The organism is Pseudomonas sp. GNP012, assembly GCF_054343835.1.
Genome location: NZ_JBTGUU010000001.1, coordinates 3,160,088 through 3,177,846 on the forward strand (window position 1 = coordinate 3,160,088; position 17,759 = coordinate 3,177,846).

Annotated in this window: 15 protein-coding genes; 6 read left to right on the forward strand and 9 right to left on the reverse strand. The window is 62.2% G+C overall.

Annotated elements, in window-relative coordinates; all coding sequences use genetic code 11:
• The first annotated feature begins 37 nt into the window (after positions 1–37).
• The 5 genes from gcvH (at position 38) to ACXX83_RS14155 (ending at position 4,374) form a co-directional block, all read left to right on the forward strand.
• Entirely contained in the window at positions 38–421 is a 384-nt protein-coding gene (gene gcvH, locus ACXX83_RS14135; RefSeq protein WP_458374301.1) for a glycine cleavage system protein GcvH, read from the forward strand.
• A gap of 32 nt (positions 422–453) precedes the next feature.
• Positions 454–1,710, forward strand: a complete 1,257-nt coding sequence (gene glyA, locus ACXX83_RS14140; RefSeq protein ID WP_458548857.1) for a serine hydroxymethyltransferase — start codon at positions 454–456, stop codon at positions 1,708–1,710.
• Positions 1,711–1,876: 166 nt separating this feature from the next.
• The gene (lipA, locus tag ACXX83_RS14145) at positions 1,877–2,866 is read left to right on the forward strand and encodes a lipoyl synthase (RefSeq protein WP_458548859.1); all 990 of its coding nucleotides are present in this window, start codon (positions 1,877–1,879) and stop codon (positions 2,864–2,866) included.
• A 33-nt stretch (positions 2,867–2,899) separates the two neighbouring features.
• Complete coding sequence (locus tag ACXX83_RS14150; protein WP_458374298.1) at positions 2,900–3,658, forward strand: M15 family metallopeptidase; 759 nt, start codon at positions 2,900–2,902, stop codon at positions 3,656–3,658.
• Positions 3,655–4,374, forward strand: a complete 720-nt coding sequence (locus tag ACXX83_RS14155; protein ID WP_458548860.1) for a L,D-transpeptidase family protein — start codon at positions 3,655–3,657, stop codon at positions 4,372–4,374. The genes ACXX83_RS14150 and ACXX83_RS14155 overlap by 4 nt, the downstream gene beginning before the upstream one ends.
• A gap of 114 nt (positions 4,375–4,488) precedes the next feature.
• Here ACXX83_RS14155 and ACXX83_RS14160 read toward each other — a convergent pair whose 3' ends face one another.
• From ACXX83_RS14160 to ACXX83_RS14190, 7 genes are all read right to left on the reverse strand, one after another.
• Positions 4,489–5,877: a purine-cytosine permease family protein gene (locus ACXX83_RS14160; RefSeq protein WP_458548862.1), complete on the reverse strand. Its 1,389-nt coding sequence runs from the start codon at positions 5,875–5,877 to the stop codon at positions 4,489–4,491.
• Between the two features lie 46 nt (positions 5,878–5,923).
• Positions 5,924–6,664, reverse strand: coding sequence for a TorF family putative porin (locus tag ACXX83_RS14165; RefSeq protein ID WP_458548864.1), 741 nt, complete (start codon positions 6,662–6,664; stop codon positions 5,924–5,926).
• 107 nt (positions 6,665–6,771) lie between these two features.
• On the reverse strand, positions 6,772–8,511 hold the full coding sequence (locus ACXX83_RS14170) for an amidohydrolase (protein ID WP_458548866.1): 1,740 nt from the start codon (positions 8,509–8,511) through the stop codon (positions 6,772–6,774).
• An 18-nt stretch (positions 8,512–8,529) separates the two neighbouring features.
• Positions 8,530–10,326 carry an amidohydrolase gene (locus ACXX83_RS14175; protein ID WP_458548867.1) on the reverse strand — a complete coding sequence of 599 codons (1,797 nt, stop codon included), beginning with the start codon at positions 10,324–10,326 and terminating at the stop codon, positions 8,530–8,532.
• A 201-nt stretch (positions 10,327–10,527) separates the two neighbouring features.
• On the reverse strand, positions 10,528–11,550 hold the full coding sequence (locus tag ACXX83_RS14180) for a helix-turn-helix transcriptional regulator (protein ID WP_458550201.1): 1,023 nt from the start codon (positions 11,548–11,550) through the stop codon (positions 10,528–10,530).
• Between the two features lie 87 nt (positions 11,551–11,637).
• Complete coding sequence (locus ACXX83_RS14185; RefSeq protein WP_458548868.1) at positions 11,638–12,480, reverse strand: nitrilase family protein; 843 nt, start codon at positions 12,478–12,480, stop codon at positions 11,638–11,640.
• On the reverse strand, positions 12,477–13,976 hold the full coding sequence (locus tag ACXX83_RS14190) for a purine-cytosine permease family protein (protein WP_458548869.1): 1,500 nt from the start codon (positions 13,974–13,976) through the stop codon (positions 12,477–12,479). Before ACXX83_RS14190 ends, ACXX83_RS14185 begins: the two co-directional genes overlap by 4 nt.
• Positions 13,977–14,175: 199 nt before the next feature.
• Here ACXX83_RS14190 and ACXX83_RS14195 point away from each other — a divergent pair, with 199 nt between their 5' ends.
• Positions 14,176–15,078, forward strand: coding sequence for a LysR family transcriptional regulator (locus ACXX83_RS14195; RefSeq protein WP_126046360.1), 903 nt, complete (start codon positions 14,176–14,178; stop codon positions 15,076–15,078).
• 226 nt (positions 15,079–15,304) lie between these two features.
• On the opposite strand, the gene ACXX83_RS14200 is transcribed toward ACXX83_RS14195, so the two are convergent.
• Both ACXX83_RS14200 and ggt read right to left on the reverse strand, forming a co-directional pair.
• Complete coding sequence (locus tag ACXX83_RS14200) at positions 15,305–15,838, reverse strand: cysteine hydrolase family protein (protein ID WP_458548871.1); 534 nt, start codon at positions 15,836–15,838, stop codon at positions 15,305–15,307.
• A 69-nt stretch (positions 15,839–15,907) separates the two neighbouring features.
• Positions 15,908–17,635 (reverse strand): gamma-glutamyltransferase, encoded by a 1,728-nt coding sequence (gene ggt / locus ACXX83_RS14205; protein ID WP_015094416.1) that lies wholly within the window; start codon positions 17,633–17,635, stop codon positions 15,908–15,910.
• Between the last annotated feature and the right edge of the window lie 124 nt (positions 17,636–17,759).

A 17,759-nucleotide genomic window follows, 5' to 3' on the forward strand; every position in this document is an offset into this window, starting at 1 on the left:
CGCCCCGCCACGAGCCTTAAAACAATAAGGAGTTGATATGAGCCAATTGCGTTTTACCGTCGATCACGAATGGTTGCGTCTTGAGAGCAATGGCCTGGTCACAGTCGGCATCACGGCGTTTGCCCAGCAGGCGCTGGGGGATGTGGTGTTCGTTCAGGTGCCTGAACTGGGCGCCTTCGGTGCCGGCGCTGAAGTGTCGGTGCTGGAGTCGGTGAAAGCCGCCAGCAGCATCGGCATGCCGCTGGACGGTGAGGTGGTCGAGGTCAACGACACGCTGGAAAGCAGCCCGGAACTGGTCAACGAAGACCCGTTGGGCGAAGGCTGGTTCTTTCGCTTCAAACCGGTCGATGTCGAGGCGCTGGGAGATCTACTGGATCAAGACGCCTACGAACGCCTGACCGCCGAACACGCCGACGCTTGAAGCACCCACGAACCCAGAAAAAGGACCACACCATGTTCAGCAAGCACGACCAGATCAAAGGCTACGACGACGAACTGCTGGCGGCGATGAACGCCGAGGATGCGCGGCAGGAACACCATATCGAACTGATCGCCTCGGAAAACTACACCAGCCAGCGGGTGATGCAGGCCCAGGGCAGCGGCCTGACCAACAAGTACGCCGAAGGGTATCCGGGCAAGCGTTACTACGGCGGCTGCGAGCACGTCGATGTGGTCGAACAACTGGCCATCGACCGCGCCAGGCAGCTGTTCGGCGCCGACTACGCCAACGTCCAGCCGCACTCCGGCAGCCAGGCCAACGCCGCGGTTTATCTGGCGTTGCTGCAAGCGGGCGACACCGTGCTCGGCATGAGCCTGGCCCACGGCGGCCACCTGACCCACGGCGCCAAGGTGAGTTTTTCCGGCAAGCTGTACAACGCGGTGCAGTACGGCATCGACACCGCCACCGGCCTGATCGATTACGACGAAGTCGAGCGTCTGGCACTGGAGCACAAGCCGAAGATGATCATCGCCGGCTTCTCGGCCTATTCGAAGACCCTGGACTTCCCGCGCTTTCGTCAGATTGCGGACAAGGTCGGCGCCTGCTTCTTCGTCGACATGGCCCACGTCGCCGGGCTGGTGGCCACGGGGCTGTACCCGAACCCGCTGCCCTACGCCGACGTGGTCACCACCACCACGCACAAGACCCTGCGCGGCCCCCGTGGCGGTCTGATTCTGGCCAAGGCCAACCCGGAGCTGGAGAAGAAGCTCAACGCCGCCGTGTTCCCCGGCGGCCAGGGTGGCCCGCTGATGCACGTGATCGCGGCCAAGGCCGTGTGCTTCAAGGAAGCGCTGGAGCCGGCATTCAAGACTTATCAGGCGCAGGTGATCCGCAACGCCCAGGCCATGGCACAGGTGTTTATCGAGCGTGGTTATGACGTGGTGTCCGGCGGTACCGACAACCACCTGTTCCTGGTCAGCCTGATCCGCCAGGGCCTGACCGGCAAGGACGCCGACGCCGCCCTCGGGCGTGCCGGCATCACCGTGAACAAGAACGCCGTGCCCAATGATCCGCAATCGCCATTCGTGACCTCCGGCCTGCGCATCGGTACGCCGGCGATCACCAGCCGTGGTTTCAAGGAAGCGCAAAGCATCGCCCTGGCCGGGTGGATCTGCGACATCCTCGATCACCTGGGCGATGCCGACATCGAAGCCAATGTCGCCCGCCAGGCGGCCGCCCTGTGCGCGGACTTCCCGGTCTACCGCGACTAAGCACACAACACAAAACCCTGTGGGAAAAAACCTGTGGGAGCGAGCTTGCTCGCGATGGCGGACTTTCATTCAACATCAATGCTGAATGTAATGGCCTCATCGCGAGCAAGCTCGCTCCCACAGGGTCTCCCACAGGTTCAGTACCCTGCTGCACAAGGAAAACACCATGAACGCCATTGTCGAATCGACCGGCAACCACCCGGCCAAGGTGGAGGTCGGCACCAAACTGCGCGGCGCGCAAAAGGTCGCGCGGATTCCGGTGAAGATCATTCCCACGGATGAATTCCCGCGCAAACCCGACTGGATTCGCGTGCGCATGCCGATCTCTCCCGAGGTCGAGCGGATCAAGCAACTGTTGCGCAAGCACAAGCTGCACAGCGTCTGCGAAGAAGCCTCGTGCCCGAACCTCGGCGAGTGTTTTTCCGGTGGCACCGCGACCTTCATGATCATGGGCGACATCTGCACCCGGCGCTGCCCGTTCTGTGATGTCGGCCATGGTCGGCCCAGGCCGCTGGACACCAACGAGCCGATGAACCTGGCCGTGGCGATTGCCGAGCTGCGGCTGAAGTACGTGGTGATCACCTCGGTGGATCGCGACGATTTGCGCGACGGCGGCGCCCAACACTTTGTCGATTGCCTGCGCGAGATCCGCAAGCTGTCACCCGGCGTGCAGCTGGAGACCCTGGTGCCGGATTATCGCGGACGCATGGACGTGGCCCTGGCGATCACCGCCACTGAGCCGCCGGATGTGTTCAACCACAATCTGGAAACCGTACCGCGCCTGTACAAGGCCGCGCGCCCCGGTTCGGACTTCGAGTGGTCACTGGACCTGCTGCAGAAGTTCAAGCTCGCCGTGCCCCACGTACCGACCAAATCCGGCCTGATGCTGGGCCTGGGCGAAACCGACGAGGAAGTCATCGAAGTCATGCAGCGCATGCGCGAGCACGACATCGACATGCTGACCCTCGGCCAGTATCTGCAGCCCTCGCGCAGTCACCTGCCGGTGCAGCGCTTCGTGCACCCGGACACCTTTGCCTGGTTCGCCGAAGAAGGCACGCGCATGGGCTTCAAGAACGTGGCGTCCGGGCCGCTGGTGCGCTCGTCCTATCACGCCGATCAACAACTTCATGGAGGTGCCGGCGGTTTCCAGCCATGATGGAGTGACTGGTCATGCATGGAGCCGTTCCCGATGCCGCGTTCACCCTGTCTGTTGTTGCTGTGCCTGAGCCTTGCCCTGCCGTGCATGGCCGACGACTCGAAACCCGGGCACATGCTGTATGTGCGCAGCGTCGACCCGGGCATCGTGCAGGACATCCGCTACGCCAGCGCACACAATTTCACCGGGCACCCGCTCGACGGCTACCAGGCGGCGGAGTGCCTGCTATCGCAGGACGCGGCGAAGGCGTTGGCCCGAGTGCAAAGCGCACTGAAAGCCGAAGGTTACGGCCTGAAGGTATTCGACTGCTATCGCCCGACCCGCGCGGTGGCGGACATGGGCCGCTTCGCCAGCGAACCCGGCGACCCGCTCAAGACCGAGTTCTATCCGCGGGTCGACAAGCAGGACTTCTGGCGCCTGGGGTATGTGGCCCGGGTGTCCAATCACTCCCGGGGCAACACCGTCGACCTGACGATGACCGGCCCCGACGCCCTGCCCGCCGACACCTGGACGCCTTCGGTGAAACCGGTGGATTGCACGGCGCCTTACGGCGAGCGCTGGCACGACGGCGCGCTCGACATGGGCACCGGTTTCGATTGCTTCGATGAGCGCGCGCACACCGACTCGGCGCTGATCAACGCCACGGCCAGGGCCAATCGCCAGCGACTGACCGATGCCATGGCCAAGGAAGGCTTTGTGGGTTATTCGGCCGAGTGGTGGCACTTCACGTACAGCGGCAATCCGCCGAAGCCGGACGTCATGGACTTCCCCATCACGCCGTTGACGCCATGAACCCTCTGCTCAAGGCCCTGTTGATGGCGTTTTTTCCGCTGGCCGCCATGGCCCAGGGACTCGACGGCAGCGACCAACTGATCGTGGTCACCAGTAAAGGCTGGGATGACATCCAGGGCACTGCCCAGCGCTATGAACGGCACGGGCAGACCTTGCGCAAATTCGAAGCGCCCTTTGCCGTCGTTCTCGGCAAGAACGGCATGGGCTGGGGCAAGGGGCTGCTCGACAACGGGCAACCTGAAGGACCGGTCAAACAGGAAGGCGACGGCAAGGCGCCAGCTGGCATGTTCAAGCTGGGCACGGCGTTTGGCTACGCGCCTTCGGCCGATACCCGCCTGCCCTATCTGTCGCTGACACCGACCATCGAATGCGTAGATGACAGCCAATCGACTCGCTACAACGAACTGGTCGACGGCACGCTGGTCGCCAAGGACTGGAGCAGTTCCGAACGCATGCGCCGCAACGATGACTTATACCGCCAGGGCATTTTCATCCAGCACAACACCCCGGCCTCTTCCGCTGCCGGCTCGTGCATTTTCTTCCACATCTGGCGCGGCCCCACGGCGCCGACCCGTGGCTGTACGGCCATGGACCCGGTGGATATTGCGCGGCTGCTGGATTGGCTGGACCCGGGCAAATCCCCGGTGCTGGTGCAACTGCCTGAAGCACAGTACGAGCAGTTGCGTGAGCGTTGGAAACTTCCCGAACGCCAGTAAACGCCGAACCCTGTGGCGAGGGGGCTTGCCCCCGTTGGGCTGCGAAGCGGCCCCAAAAGATGGGACTGCTGCGCAGTCCAACGGGGGCAAGCCCCCTCGCCACAAAAGCGGGTGTTAAACCCGGTCAGCCACCACAGCACCCATCGACGGCTTGGCCAGCGCGTAATAAATCACACCCGGCACCAACAACCCGACGATCCAGGAAATGTCCACGCCGCCCAGTTGCGCAACCATCGGCCCGGAGTAGAAATGGGTGTCGACAAAGGGCAACTGGATCAACACGCCGATCACGTACACGCTGATCCCCAGCACGTTCCAGCGACCGTAGCGGCCTGTCGGGTCGGACAGCGCCGGGATGTCGTAACGTTCCTTGTTGATGAAGTAGTAGTCCACCAGGTTGATCGCGCTCCACGGGGTGAAGAACGTCAGCAGGAACAGGATGAAGTACTTGAACGAGTTGAGGAACGAGTACTGCCCCGCCAACGCCAGTGCGGTGGACGCCGCGACGATCAGCAGCACAAACAGCATGCGCTGGCGGGCGCTGATTTCCAGGCGGCGACGGAAGCCACTGATGATGGTGGCAATGCACATGAAGCTGCCGTAGGCGTTGAGGGTGGACACCGTGACCTTGCCGAACACAATGCTCAGGTACAGCAAGGACGCGATCACACCGCTACTGCCCAGACCGACAATGGTCGCCACTTCGTGCCCACGGAAATTCGCTCCGGCCAATGCGGCGGCGAACACCCCGAGCACCATCGAAGCCTGGGCCCCCAGCACCGTGCCGAGACCGACAGCGGCGAAGGTTTTCCACGACGACGTCTTGCTCGGCAGGTAGCGCGAGTAGTCCGCCACATAAGGGCCGAAAGCGATCTGCCAGGACGCCGAGAGCGACACCGCCAGCAGGAACGTGCTCCAGCTGAAATGACGGTTGTCGAGCAGCAGGCTGATGTCGTTGAGGGTCATCAACCGGGTGAACAGGTAGGCGAAGGCGATGATGCCCAGCACGCTGGTCACCCGCCCGACCAAGTGAATCACCCGATAGCCGAAGATCGTCAGGAACGCGATGCACGCCGCGAAAATCAGGATGCCGGCGCTGTCGCTGACACTGATCAACTGAGCAATCGCCTGCCCCGACAGCACCGCGCCGGTGGCGCTGAAACCGAGGTACATCAGGCACACCAGGACAATCGGGATCGCCGCGCCATACACCCCGAACTGCACGCGGCTGGAGATCATCTGCGGCAGCCCGAGCTTGGGCCCTTGCGCCGCGTGCAGCGCCACCACGGCGCCGCCGAGCACTTGCCCGATCAGCAAGCCGATCAGCGACCAGAACACATCGCCGCCCAGTACCACGGCGAGGGCGCCGGTGACGATGGCGGTGATTTGCAGGTTGGCGCCAAGCCACAGGGTGAACTGGCTGTAGAGGCTGCCGTGACGCTCGGCCTCGGGAATGAAATCGATCGAGCGGGTCTCGATCAGGGGACTGCGTTGAGCACTCATGAAAGTGTTTCCTTTGTGGAACTGTTTTTGTTGTCAGGGACGGAATCTAAAAGGTCTTGGTTGCACTGGCTACAAGGGTCGCCGAACACAGGTCGTCATAGCCATACCAACTGCTGCACTCGCTTTTCGACAAGTCCGTGTCGACGTAGCTCAGGCCCCAGGTCACGCCGACGAAGTCGCGTGTCAGCTTGGCCTCCCACTCGTAGTAAGACTCGCGGTTATCGCCACTGGCGGACCAGAACGCGGGGTCTTTCACATCGTTGCGTCCAAAGCGCAGCTCCAGGCCGACTTCAGCCGGCAGATCGATTTTGTAACCCAGGTAGGTGTACAGGGTGTCCTGGTCCTCGCCGAAAAAGTTCGGTGTGTCCTTTGAGTAATAGGCACCGAGCTTGACGCCATACAGATCGACAATGGCGTACACCTCACTGAGGTTGAATTCGGAGTTTTTCGGGTAGTCGTACTTGATGTAGCCCAGGTCCAGGCTGATGGCCTCGCTCGCCTGCCAGTAGTAACCCGCGTAGTACTCAAGCTCCTGCCGGGTATCGAAGTCGCCACCGAAATCCACATTGGAGGTCCAGGCGCCGATGTACAGGCCACTGCTGTGCAGCAGCGTTGCCCCGCCCTGCACGGCTGGATCCCCCAGGGTTTGCGAGATGCCACGGGTACGGTAGTCGCTGACCACGCCCAGGGTCATGTCAAGGCTGAAGTCATCGTTGAGGGCCAGGGCGTGGCTGCTCAGGGGGGCCAATGCCAGTGCGGCGAGGGTCAATGCTGAAAGTGCGTTCATACAGTTCTCTTGTTGTTATGGCGTACGGGGAATTTCAGGCATGGCGATGCCAGGCCCCTCGCGCTACGAGGGGCTGGCGGTGTTTGCTTATGTCGGGTGTTCGCAGGTCAGGACGCGGGGGCGTAGACCTGCTTGCCGGCGAAGAAGGTGTTCAGGACTTTGGTTTCGAACAGGTCGTCATCGCTGACCTTGAACACATTGCGGTCGAGAATGATCAGATCAGCCTGCTTGCCCGGTGCCAGCGAACCGATCTGCTTGTCCAGGCCCAGGGTTTTCGCCGCGTTGAGGGTGTAGGCATAGAACATGGTCTGGCGGTCGATGCTTTCCTTGGCATTGAGTACGCCCAACGGACCTTTGCGGGTGCTGGCCTGGGCAATGGCGTTGAACGGATTGGCACTCGACACCGGCCAGTCGCTGCCACCGGCAATCGTTGCGCCGGCGTCATGCAGGGACCGCGCGGGATACTGGTAACCGTAGGCAAAGGCGCTGATGTAGGGTTTGACCAGTTCGACGGTGTAGGACTCGCCGGTGGCCCACAGCAGTTGCATCGAGGCGATCACACCGAGCTGCTTGAAGCGTGGAAACTCCTTGGGATTGACCAGTTGCAGGTGCGCGATGCTGTGCGGCACCGGCTTCGGGCTGAGCTTGCGCGCATAGGCCACGCCATTGAGCGCCTCACGCACCGCGCGGTCGCCCACGGCGTGCATGTGCACGATCCAGCCGCGTTTTTCCGCCGCCACCACCAGTTCACCGAAGTGCGCCGGGTCGGTCAGCAGTTGTCCGTCCTTGTGGCTGTTCTTGTACGGCACGATGACCGCAGCGGTTTGCCCCGGGAACTCGAGAATGCCGTCGACAAAGACCTTGATGCCGGGGAACGTCAGGTTAGGCACGCCCTCGAACTGCTTCATCACCGTGGCGATCACTTCCAGGTCGGCCGGTTTGCTCTTCGGGTTGGTGACCATCAACGCGGCAACGTGGGCGCTGAGTTCGCCGTTCTGCGCCAGCGCCTTGTACAGCGGCAGGACGCCGACGGATTCTGCGGTGGCATGGAAATCGAACAGTGAGTCTTCACTGCCGCCGTTCGCCGCGGCGTCCATCCACGCAGTGATGCCGAACTGGTTGTTGACCCGCACCGCTTCTTTCGCGGCCTTGAGCATGGTCTCCTGGCTGGGCGCGGGAATCGCGCTGCGTACCACGTCCCAGCGGGATTCGGCAAAGTAGCCGTTCGGCGTGAAGTCCGCTTCGTGGCCGACGTAACCGCGCTCTTTCTCCGGCAGGCTCTTGACCAGTGCCGCGTCGATGTTCAGACGCTTGAGCATCGCGTTGTTGGCCCAACCGGTGTGGCCGTCGATGCCGCTGAAGACGATGGGCTGATCGGCCCAGCGCCCCTGATTGAACACCTTGCCCAGTTCACGGCTTTTTTCCCAATAGGCCGAACTGACCCCGGCGACGCTGATCACATCGCCAGCCCGGGCACGCCCGGCCTTGTCCTCTTCGATCAGCCACTGCTCCAGTTCGGGCAGCGGTTTGACTTCGTCCAGCAGGTTGGCCTTCATGCTGTCGAACGCCCCCACCACCGGGTGGCTGTGGGTGTCGATCATGCCTGGCATCAACACCTTGCCCGCCAGGTCGATGCGCTGGGTCCCGGCATCGGCCAGGGCATTGATTTCGGCATCACTGCCGACTTTCAGAATCTTGCCGTCTTGCACCGCAACAGCTTGCACCAGCGCCTGGCCGGGTTCGGCGGTAAAGACCTTGCCGTTGAACAACACCAGGTCAGCGGCGGCCATCGCCTGCACCGAGGACAAGGCCAGTGCGGCGGCCAACAGGTTTGGAATCAATCGCATCGGAACGCTCTCTAGTTTTTATTGGGCGGATCGGGAAGTAACAGCCTGGGAAACCACATTCGGCGCAAGCCCCAGGAACGGCGCCTTGGCCCACACGACCTTGCCGCCAACCAGCGTCAGCAGCACGCCATTGCGGCCCAGCTCCTCCTCGGGCACCTGCATGAAGTTCTTGTCGAGCACGATCAGATCAGCGAACTTGCCGACTTCGACCGAGCCCAGCACCGCATCCAGCTTCAGCTGTTGGGCGGCATTGAGGGTGATGCTGCGCAGCACTTCGGCTCGCGACATGGCCGGATCGCTGTTGAGTCGCCCGGCATACTTGGGTCCATAGCTGTGCGGGTTGGTGGGGTCGCCGGAGCGGGTGACACCGACTTTCAGCGCCAGGAACTCATCGAGGGGATCGACCGGCCAGTCGCTGCCAAACGCCACACGGCCACCGGCATGGGCGATGCTGCCCGAGGGCTCCATGCGTTCGAATCGCTCGGCGCCGAGGTGATCGCTGGTGCCGTCGACCGTGGACGGTGCCTGCTGCGCCCACTGGAACGACATGGTGGCCGTGACATCCAGTGCCTTGAAGCGTGGGTAGTCGGCAGGGTCGACCGACTCGGCGTGCGCGATGGCCGGGCGGAAGTCCTGACCGGGCAGTTCCTTGCGCACGTAGGCGACGCTGTCCAGTGCATCGCGCACCGCGCGCTCGCCGGTGGCGTGCAGGTGCGGATCGAAACCGGCCTTGACCGCTTGCAGCAACAGCGGATTGAGCACCTGCGGCGGGAAGTACAATTCGCCCAGGTTCTTGCCCGGCGTCCACTTCGGCGCCTGTTCGGTGCCGCTGTTGTGCAGATACGGGGTCAACATGGCGCCGGTGTCCGCCGGGGCATTGATGATGCCGTCCATGAACAGTTTGACGTGGCGCATGTTCACGCCCGGCGCGACATGCACTTCGCCCTGGTCGTAGGTGTTGGCCAGGGCCTTGGCCTCGGCGATGGTTTTGACCGGGTCGGCGGCAGCGGCGGCCGGGTCCAGCTTGATCGCCAGCAAGGCTCGGGCGGTCAGTTCGCCGGACTTTTGCAGGTTGGTGAAGGCCTTGGCGCTTTCCGGTCCCGACAGGGCATCGAAGAAGCTGGTGATGCCCTGTTGGCGCATGGCGTCGAGGGCAGCACGGGTCTGGTTGAGTTTTTCTGCATCGGTGGCGGGCGGCACCATGGCAGCCAACGACTCGGCGGCGCCGTCCTCGCAGATGCCGTTCGGATTGCCGGCGCTGTCACGTCGGTACTTGCCGTCTTCGGGGTCGGCGGTGTTCTTGTTGATCCCGGCCAGCTCCAGGCCGCGAGAGTTGGTCAGCACGGTGTGAAAATCGGTAGAGCGCACCTGGATCGGACGCTTGGTCTTGAGCGCGTCCAGGGTCGACTTGTCGGCGTCGCCGTCAAGCCCGGTCATGCCCATGCGGTCCCAGCTGCCGACTTCCAGCCAGACATCCGGGCCCTTGTCCTTCTCGGCATCGAGGCAGGCCTGGATGCTCGCCTGAAACTGCGCACGGGTCATGGTCTGGTATTTGAGATCGCACAGCGTCATGGCGCGACCGCCATCCCCCGGGTGCATGTGCGCATCGACGAAGCCTGGCATCAGCATGCGCCCGGCCAGGTCGATCAGTTGGGTTTGCTTGCCGATGTAGCCGTCGACCCCGGCATCGCTGCCCACGTAGACAATCTTGCCGGCGGAAATCGCGATGGCCTGTTGCACGGAGTCCTGGCCATCGACGGTGTAGACGTAGCCATTGCGCATGACCGTGTCGGCGGGCGTCGCGCCCCATGCCATGCAGGAAAATGCCGTTGTCGACGCAACGGCGATGAACAACCTGGAAAGTCTCAAATGCCTCACCCCTGTTCTTATTGTTTTGAAGCGGCCCGAACGGCTGCACAAGCCCTTGTATAGACAGGGCCTACCCTATAGGGCGCAGCGTTCGAATGGACCTCTGCAAATGAGGAGGGGTCAGGCAAATAATTGAAACGGCTGGGATTAATCCCGGCGCACGGACTCCGTCAGCGCGCCCGGCAAACGCAGGACGGAGCCCAGCTCCACCTTGCTTTTCACACCGAGCTGCAAGTAGCAGTTACGCAGATAGGTGCGCACGGTCGCGGGGCTCAGGGCGAGGAGTTTGGCGATCTCTTTGTAGGAATGGCCGGCGGCGAACAGCATCGCTGCCGTGCGCTCCCGAGGTGCCAGGCCATCCCCGCCCGAGGGCGCATCGAGGGACAGGATGACGTGTTCGGCGTTGGGGCTCAGGGTCAGGGCGCAGCGGCCCAGACGGATCACGCAGGGGGCTTTGGACAATTGCGCGATCACCTCAGGCGGCAGCGTGGAACCGCTCCAGCCGGGCAGTTCGCGCTGGATGGCAACACACAACCTGGCCCCCACATAGAGCAGACTGCCGTCCATACGCGCGATGCCAAAATCACTCGCGCCGTTTTCGCTGTCGAAGCGAATCATGTCCTGCACCTGAAACCGCCACAGCTGGAACAGGTGATCGCAGAACGCCAAAAACAGCTCGGCTTCGTTCTCCTCGAACGCCTGTTCATCCTCACCCCGGTAGAGGCAGACGAAAAACATCAGGCCGCTTTCGGGCAATTCGTAGGTGATGCTCATCAAGTGATAGAGATCGAAGCGCCGGGCGAAATCATTGACTGCCTCGCAAGGGTCGGTGAAACCCTTGTCGCGCACCACTTCACCGGGACGATTGAGCGTGGCGTAGGAGAACTGATCGTTGGCCGCCACCGGATGCCATTCGCAAGCAAAGGATTCAGGAAGATTGATGCTGCCATGCATCCAGCTTTGCATGGGCACCTCAGGACCTGGTGCAGACATTTCGCCCCACCAGGCAGAGGCGAAGGGCACCAGTTGACCGAATGCCTGCAGACCATCGGCGATGAATCGCGAAGCCCCGCTCTCCCGCGCCAGCCGGCCAAGGTGCAGTACGCAATGATTGAACGCCTTGAGCGTGACCATCGTTGCGTCACCGTCGACTTTATTTCCCGCCCCCATCATTGCGATCCCGTTCACTGCATGGCCTTTCGTTTCGACGATGCCATAGGCCCCTGACGGGCGTCCAGCACGCAATGACATCATCGGTTACAAAGTGCTGTGCAACCCATACAGCTGTGGCCGGCGGTCCTGATGCAGGTCGTTGCGGGCGCTGATGCGTTTGTTGCGCGCTTCGGCGAGGTTCAGCGTCGCCAGCAGGATTTGCTCGCCGCCCTGCTCCGCCGGCCCGGCCAAGGGATAACCGTCAGCGTCGACTATGACCGACCCTTGCACCCAGCCGACCCCGCGCTCATGGCCATAGCGATCGCATGCGGCGATGAACATGCGGTTCACCGACGCATTGGCCTGCACCCGCAAGACTTCCGCCGGGCGCTCGGTCTGCGGCCGCGGACCGTCGGGCCAGTTGACCGGCGCGCACAACAGATCGGCGCCGGCCAGCGCCGGCAGTCGCACCCACTCGGGGAATTCCAGGTCGTAGCAGATCAGCATGCCGAGCCGTCCATGCACGGTTTCGATCACCGGCGGCGGCGCATCGCCAGCGGTGAAGATGTCCTTTTCGGCATCCCACAGATGCGCCTTGCGGTACACCGCACGCAGGCCATTGGCGTCGATCATCGCCGCGCTGTTGGCCAGCTCATCGCCGGGCAGGCGTTCGCAGAAGCCGCCGACGATCACCAGGTTCAGCTCACGGGCCAGGGCCTGCCATAACTGCAAGGTCGGACCGTCAACGGTTTCCGCCAGACTCAGCGCTTCGTCGCGGTCGGCAAACAGATAGCCGCTCTGCACCAGCTCAGGCAGCACGACGACTTGCGCGCCCTGGTGCGCCGCCTGGCGAATCGCGCGCTCGGTGAGCGTGCGGTTGTAGGCCAGGTCACCTATTTTCGGTGCCAGTTGGCAACAGGCGACCAGGGTATTTTTTGCGTTGTTCAACGCCCTGCCTCCGCAGATGAATGGGTCATGGCGACGATGTCGCTCTCGCTCAGTGCATCGATCACCCGGCGTTCGGCGGCCAGATCAATCGAGCGGCTGAGCAGGTAATAGGTCAGCCCCGACACCACCAGGCCCACCAGCCAGGCGATGTCCACGCCTTCGAGCACCCGCGCCAGCGGGCCGACAAACACCTCTTTGCCGGCGGCGGCATCGAAGATGTAGAAGAACGGCACCATCGCGGCAAAGCCGATCAGGTACGAGACGATGCCGCGAAATTGCCAGGCGCCGTAGATGCCCTTTGGTGTGAAGAAATGCGGGATCGCATAGCGGCCCTTGCGCACGAAGAAGTAGTCCACCAGGTTGACCGCGGTCCACGGCACGAGGAAGTACAGCAACAGCACCAGGAAGGTGTTCAACAGCGCGATGCCATCCCCTTTGATCGACAGCACGCAGGTCAACAGAACCACGCTGATCACACTGATCGACAGCACGCGGGCGCGGGGTGTCGGGGTGATTTTCCTGATCGAGTCGACACCGGTCAGCAGCGTCAACATGGCGCTGTAGGTGTTGAGCGCGATGATCGGCAGGAAGCCCGCCACCGAGACGATCACCAGCAGATTGCCCAACCCCGGCACCATGGAAGAACCGACCTGATTCAACGCCACCAGTGCATCCGCGGCTTTCAACTGCTGCGCCAGCCAGGCGCCGAGGCCGATCATCCAGCTGCCGGACAACGAGGCACCGATGAACACCGCCGCGATCAATTTCACCCGGCTGGTGTTTTTCGGCAGGTAACGGGAATAGTCGGACACGTAGGGCGCATAGGAAATGTTGTAGCTGGCACCGATGGCGAACAGCGTGGCGAAGGCCACCCAGTTGAAGCCCAGATCGGCCGCCGGCGTGACGCCTTCCTGACCCGCACCGAACATCAGGGCGATGGTCACCAGGGCGTACAGCGGCAAGGTCGCCAGCAAGGCCCACTTGAACGCCTTGTGCATCAGGTCGTGGCCGTAGATCGACAACAGCGCACCGATCAGCACCACGGCGACGGCGACGATGGTCGGGTCAATGCCGAACACATGTTCCAGGCCGTTCATGATCAGCGAGATGTTCACCACGTTGAATCCGACGAACACGAACATCGTCGCCATCAACGCCAGGATCACCCCGCGATAGCCGAACTGGGCGCGGGACTGGATCATCTGCGGCAGGCCCATTTCCGGGCCCTGGGAGCCGTGGAACGCCATGAAAATGGTGCCGAACATGATGCCCAGGGCACCGGCGAGCATGGTCCACAGTGCGGACAAGCCGAGGCTCGGACCGACAAAGCCGATGGAGATGGTGAAGAAGTGGAAGTTGCCCAGGAACCAGAACGGCCCCTGGCTGCTGAGTTTGGCGTGGCGTTCGTTTTCCGGAATGTAATCGATGGAGTGGCCTTCGATGGCCAATCCGCCACTCGCCTCGGCGGCGCGCGCAGACACTGGGGAACCTGACATACGATTGTTCCTATGCTGGTGTTTGTTGTTTTTGTGGTTACAGCGCTCGCTACGACGTCCAGATCGGGTGAAACTCCAGAAAAAGCTGACGATGACGCTGGTTTCACGGCAATGTAGGGCGTGAGTTCGGGCAGTAAAATATCGCAGGCACACTGTTCACATAGATCAGTGCCTATGTAATCGAGAACCGGGAGCCCCCATGCTGGGAACTGTAACGGAGCTGGATCTGCGTCTGATCCGGGTATTTCTGACCGTCGTCGAAGCGGGCGGCATCTCGGCGGCGCAAACCGCCCTCAACACCACACAACCGACGATCAGCGCGCAATTGGCGACGCTGGAAGCGCGGGTCGGTTTCCGTCTGTGCGAACGCGGGCGTGGCGGGTTTTCCGTCACGCCCAAAGGCACGCAGTTCATCGAGGCGGCCCGACGCTTGCTGGCGGCGGCCGAAGGATTCCGGGTCGAGGTACAGCACATCAACCGCAAAGTCTCGGGCAGTATCAACATCGGCCTGCTGGGGCAAATCGATCCGGTGGCGAACAAGAAAATCGGCCTGGCCATTGCCCGTTTGCGGGCTCGGCACGAGGGGCTGTACTTCCATTTCACCGAGCTGTCGTCGTCCCTGCTGGAAGAGAAAATCATCAACGGCCATATCGACCTGGCCATTGGTTACTTCTGGCACCGCTTGCCCAGCATCGATTATTTCCCGCTGTTTCCGGAAACCCAGATTGCCTACTGCGCCCCCTCGCATCCGTTGTTCGGCAAGGTCGGCGCACTGACTCGCGAAGATGTCAGCGGCTTTGACTGGGTCTGGCCGAGCCATCCGCTGCCGGAGATGCCGGCCCCCACCTCCATCGAACGCCTGACCGTGCTCACCGACAGCATGGACGGCGCCGCCCTGCTGATCCTGTCCGGCCAGCACCTGGGGTTTCTGCCACAGCACTACGCGACCCGGCATGAACAGCTGGGGCAATTGCACCCGCTGAACCCGGATCTGCTGCGTTATGAGGTGAGCTTTCATGCAGCGGTGCGGCATTCATCTCGTCAGAAGGACCTGGTGAGTGCGTTCCTCAACGAGCTGATGGAGATTTTCGGAGCGGTGTAGGGCCCTGTGGGAGCTGTGGGTCAGCTGACATCAACGGTGGCTGGAATGACGCCTTCGCGAGCAGGCTCGCTCCCACAGGGTTAGTGGGTGTACGCATCATCTGCGGGCAACCGGGATTACTGTGGGAGCGAGCCTGCTCGCGAAGGCGGTGGGTCAGCCAGCATCTATGTTGAATGTGCTGGCCTCATCGCGGGCAAGCCCGCTCCCACAGGGGGATGCGGTGGTTTCAGAAATGGATGTCCTTGGCCGGGACCACATCGATCCGCGCCACGGAACCGGTCAGCTTTGCAAGGTCCTTGTTGTGTTCGGCGATGATGTCTTCGGCGGTCTGGTTGCCGTTGTCGACGGTGGAATGTGCATCGCTCGCCAGCACCACGTCATAGCCCAGTTTCAGGGCCTGGCGCACGGTGGTATTGATGCAGTAATCGGTTTGCAAGCCGCAGATGACCAGGCGCTCGAAGTCCTGCACCGGCAAAAGATTTTGCAAGTTGGTCTTGTAGAACGAATCCGGAGTGGTCTTGCGCACGCGATGATCCTTGGGCGTGGTTTGCAGCCCTGCGGCCAGTTGCCAGCCGGGAACATCATGCGCCAACGGGCTCCCCGTTTCTTCGTGCTGGATCAGCACCACGGACACGCCGGCCTTGCGCGCCCGGGCGGACAGGTCATTGATGGTGTTGATGACTCGTCCGATCTCGAAGCACTCGTACTCACCGCAACACAAAGCCTGCTGAACGTCGATGATTAACAACGCAGTGGTCATGATTTCCTTCCTTGAACGGTCGATGGTTCAGGGGACGAACATAAGCCCGCCCCCCTCCGGACACAACCCTCAGTAACCCAGCGACAACCCGGTGTTACGCCGAGGGTCGTTCGCCCCGTAGAAACGGTTCTTGCCCACCGGCTTGCCACCCAGGGACGGCGCACCGACGAGGATCGCCGCCAGGTGGTTGGCGTCCTGTGGACCGGCAAACTTGTGCCCCCAGCTTTCGAGGATCTTCACTGTGTCCGGGCTGGTGGTGAAGGCTTCCAGGTTGGTCTCCTCCGGCAGCCACTGCTGGTGGAAACGCGGTGCATCCACCGCTTCCTGGATGTTCATGCCGTAGTCGATCACGTTGAGCATGGTCAGCAAGGTCGCGGTGATGATGCGGCTGCCACCCGGAGTGCCGACCACCATCACCACTTTGCCGTCCTTGGTGACGATGGTCGGGCTCATGGACGACAGCGGCGCCTTGCCGGGTGCGATGGCGTTGGCCTCGCCCTGCACCAGGCCGTACATGTTCGGCACGCCGATTTTCGAGGTGAAGTCGTCCATTTCATCGTTGAGGATGACCCCGGTCTTGCTCGCCATCACGCCCGCGCCGAACCAGTCGTTGAGGGTGTAGGTCACCGACACCGCATTGCCCCACTTGTCGACGATGGAGTAATGCGTGGTGTTGTTGCCTTCATGAGGCGCTACGCCGGGCTTGAGCTCACTCGATACCGCGGCTTTTTGTGGATTGATCGCTTCGCGCAGCTTGGTCGCGTAGTTTTTATCCAGCAGGTGGGCAATCGGGTTCTTCACGAAATCCGGATCGCCCAGGTAGCTGTTGCGGTCCACATAGGCGTGGCGCATCGCTTCGATCTGATAGTGCATGCCCTGGGCCGAGTGATAGCCCAGATCCTTCATCGGATAGCCTTCGAGGATGTTCATGATCTGGCAGATCACCACGCCGCCGGAGCTCGGTGGCGGCGCCGAGACCACGTGATAGCCACGGTAGTCGCACTCGATGGGCGCCAGTTCGCGGGTCTTGTACTTGTCGAGGTCGGCCTGGGTGATGATGCCCTTGTTGGCCTGGCTGGAGGTGACGATGGCGTCGGCCACCCAGCCCTTATAGAAGCCGTCGGCGCCTTTCTCGGAGATTTCCCGCAGGGTTTTGCTCAGGTCCTTTTGCACCAGCTTCTGGCCGACCTGCATCGGCTCGCCGTTACTGAGGAAGATCGAGCCGGAATCCTTGATGTCCTTCTTGAACATGTCGGTGGCGTAGTCCAGCAGATCGACGTCGCCCTGCTCCAGTACGAAACCGTCTTCGGCCAGCTTGATGGCCGGGGCGATGATTTCCTTGCGCGGCTTGGTGCCGTACTTGGACAGCGCCAGTTCCATGCCCGAAACGGTACCCGGCACACCCACGGCCAGGTGGCCACGGGTACTGAGATCGGGAACGACGTTGCCGTCCTTGTCCAGGTACATGTTGGCGGTGGCGGCCAGCGGCGCTTTTTCACGGAAGTCGAGGAAGGTCTTGCGCCCGTCCGCCAACTGAATGGTCATGAAACCGCCGCCGCCGAGGTTGCCTGCCGCGGGGTACACTACCGCCAGAGCATAGCCGACCGCGACCGCTGCATCGACCGCGTTGCCGCCGTTCTTGAGCACATCCACGCCCACATGGCTGGCCAGGTGCTGGGCGGTGACCACCATGCCGTTTTCGCCCGTCGCCGGGGCCACGGAGGCGGCGTGAGCAGTCAGGCAGCTGAGAGCCAATGAGGTCGCAATCAGCGATTTGGCAAAAGGTTCGTACTTCATGAGTCGGTCTCTTCTTGTTATTAACCAGGGGAACGCTTCAAAATCAGTGAGCAAGTATGGTCGGGATTACGTATTGCGCCTCCTCGTCGACACAGTATCCTTAACGCTTGTTCAGCAATTTCCC

Excerpts from the sequence above, each read along its gene's own strand:
- gcvH (WP_458374301.1), top strand. The coding sequence starts at position 38 with ATGAGCCAATTGCGTTTTACCGTCGATCACGAATGGTTGCGTCTTGAG.
- glyA (WP_458548857.1), top strand. The coding sequence starts at position 454 with ATGTTCAGCAAGCACGACCAGATCAAAGGCTACGACGACGAACTGCTG.
- lipA (WP_458548859.1), top strand. The coding sequence starts at position 1,877 with ATGAACGCCATTGTCGAATCGACCGGCAACCACCCGGCCAAGGTGGAG.
- ACXX83_RS14150 (WP_458374298.1), top strand. The coding sequence starts at position 2,900 with ATGCCGCGTTCACCCTGTCTGTTGTTGCTGTGCCTGAGCCTTGCCCTG.
- ACXX83_RS14155 (WP_458548860.1), top strand. The coding sequence starts at position 3,655 with ATGAACCCTCTGCTCAAGGCCCTGTTGATGGCGTTTTTTCCGCTGGCC.
- ACXX83_RS14160 (WP_458548862.1), bottom strand. The coding sequence starts at position 5,877 with ATGAGTGCTCAACGCAGTCCCCTGATCGAGACCCGCTCGATCGATTTC.
- ACXX83_RS14165 (WP_458548864.1), bottom strand. The coding sequence starts at position 6,664 with ATGAACGCACTTTCAGCATTGACCCTCGCCGCACTGGCATTGGCCCCC.
- ACXX83_RS14170 (WP_458548866.1), bottom strand. The coding sequence starts at position 8,511 with ATGCGATTGATTCCAAACCTGTTGGCCGCCGCACTGGCCTTGTCCTCG.
- ACXX83_RS14175 (WP_458548867.1), bottom strand. The coding sequence starts at position 10,326 with ATGGCATGGGGCGCGACGCCCGCCGACACGGTCATGCGCAATGGCTAC.
- ACXX83_RS14180 (WP_458550201.1), bottom strand. The coding sequence starts at position 11,550 with ATGGGGGCGGGAAATAAAGTCGACGGTGACGCAACGATGGTCACGCTC.
- ACXX83_RS14190 (WP_458548869.1), bottom strand. The coding sequence starts at position 13,976 with ATGTCAGGTTCCCCAGTGTCTGCGCGCGCCGCCGAGGCGAGTGGCGGA.
- ACXX83_RS14195 (WP_126046360.1), top strand. The coding sequence starts at position 14,176 with ATGCTGGGAACTGTAACGGAGCTGGATCTGCGTCTGATCCGGGTATTT.
- ACXX83_RS14200 (WP_458548871.1), bottom strand. The coding sequence starts at position 15,838 with ATGACCACTGCGTTGTTAATCATCGACGTTCAGCAGGCTTTGTGTTGC.
- ggt (WP_015094416.1), bottom strand. The coding sequence starts at position 17,635 with ATGAAGTACGAACCTTTTGCCAAATCGCTGATTGCGACCTCATTGGCT.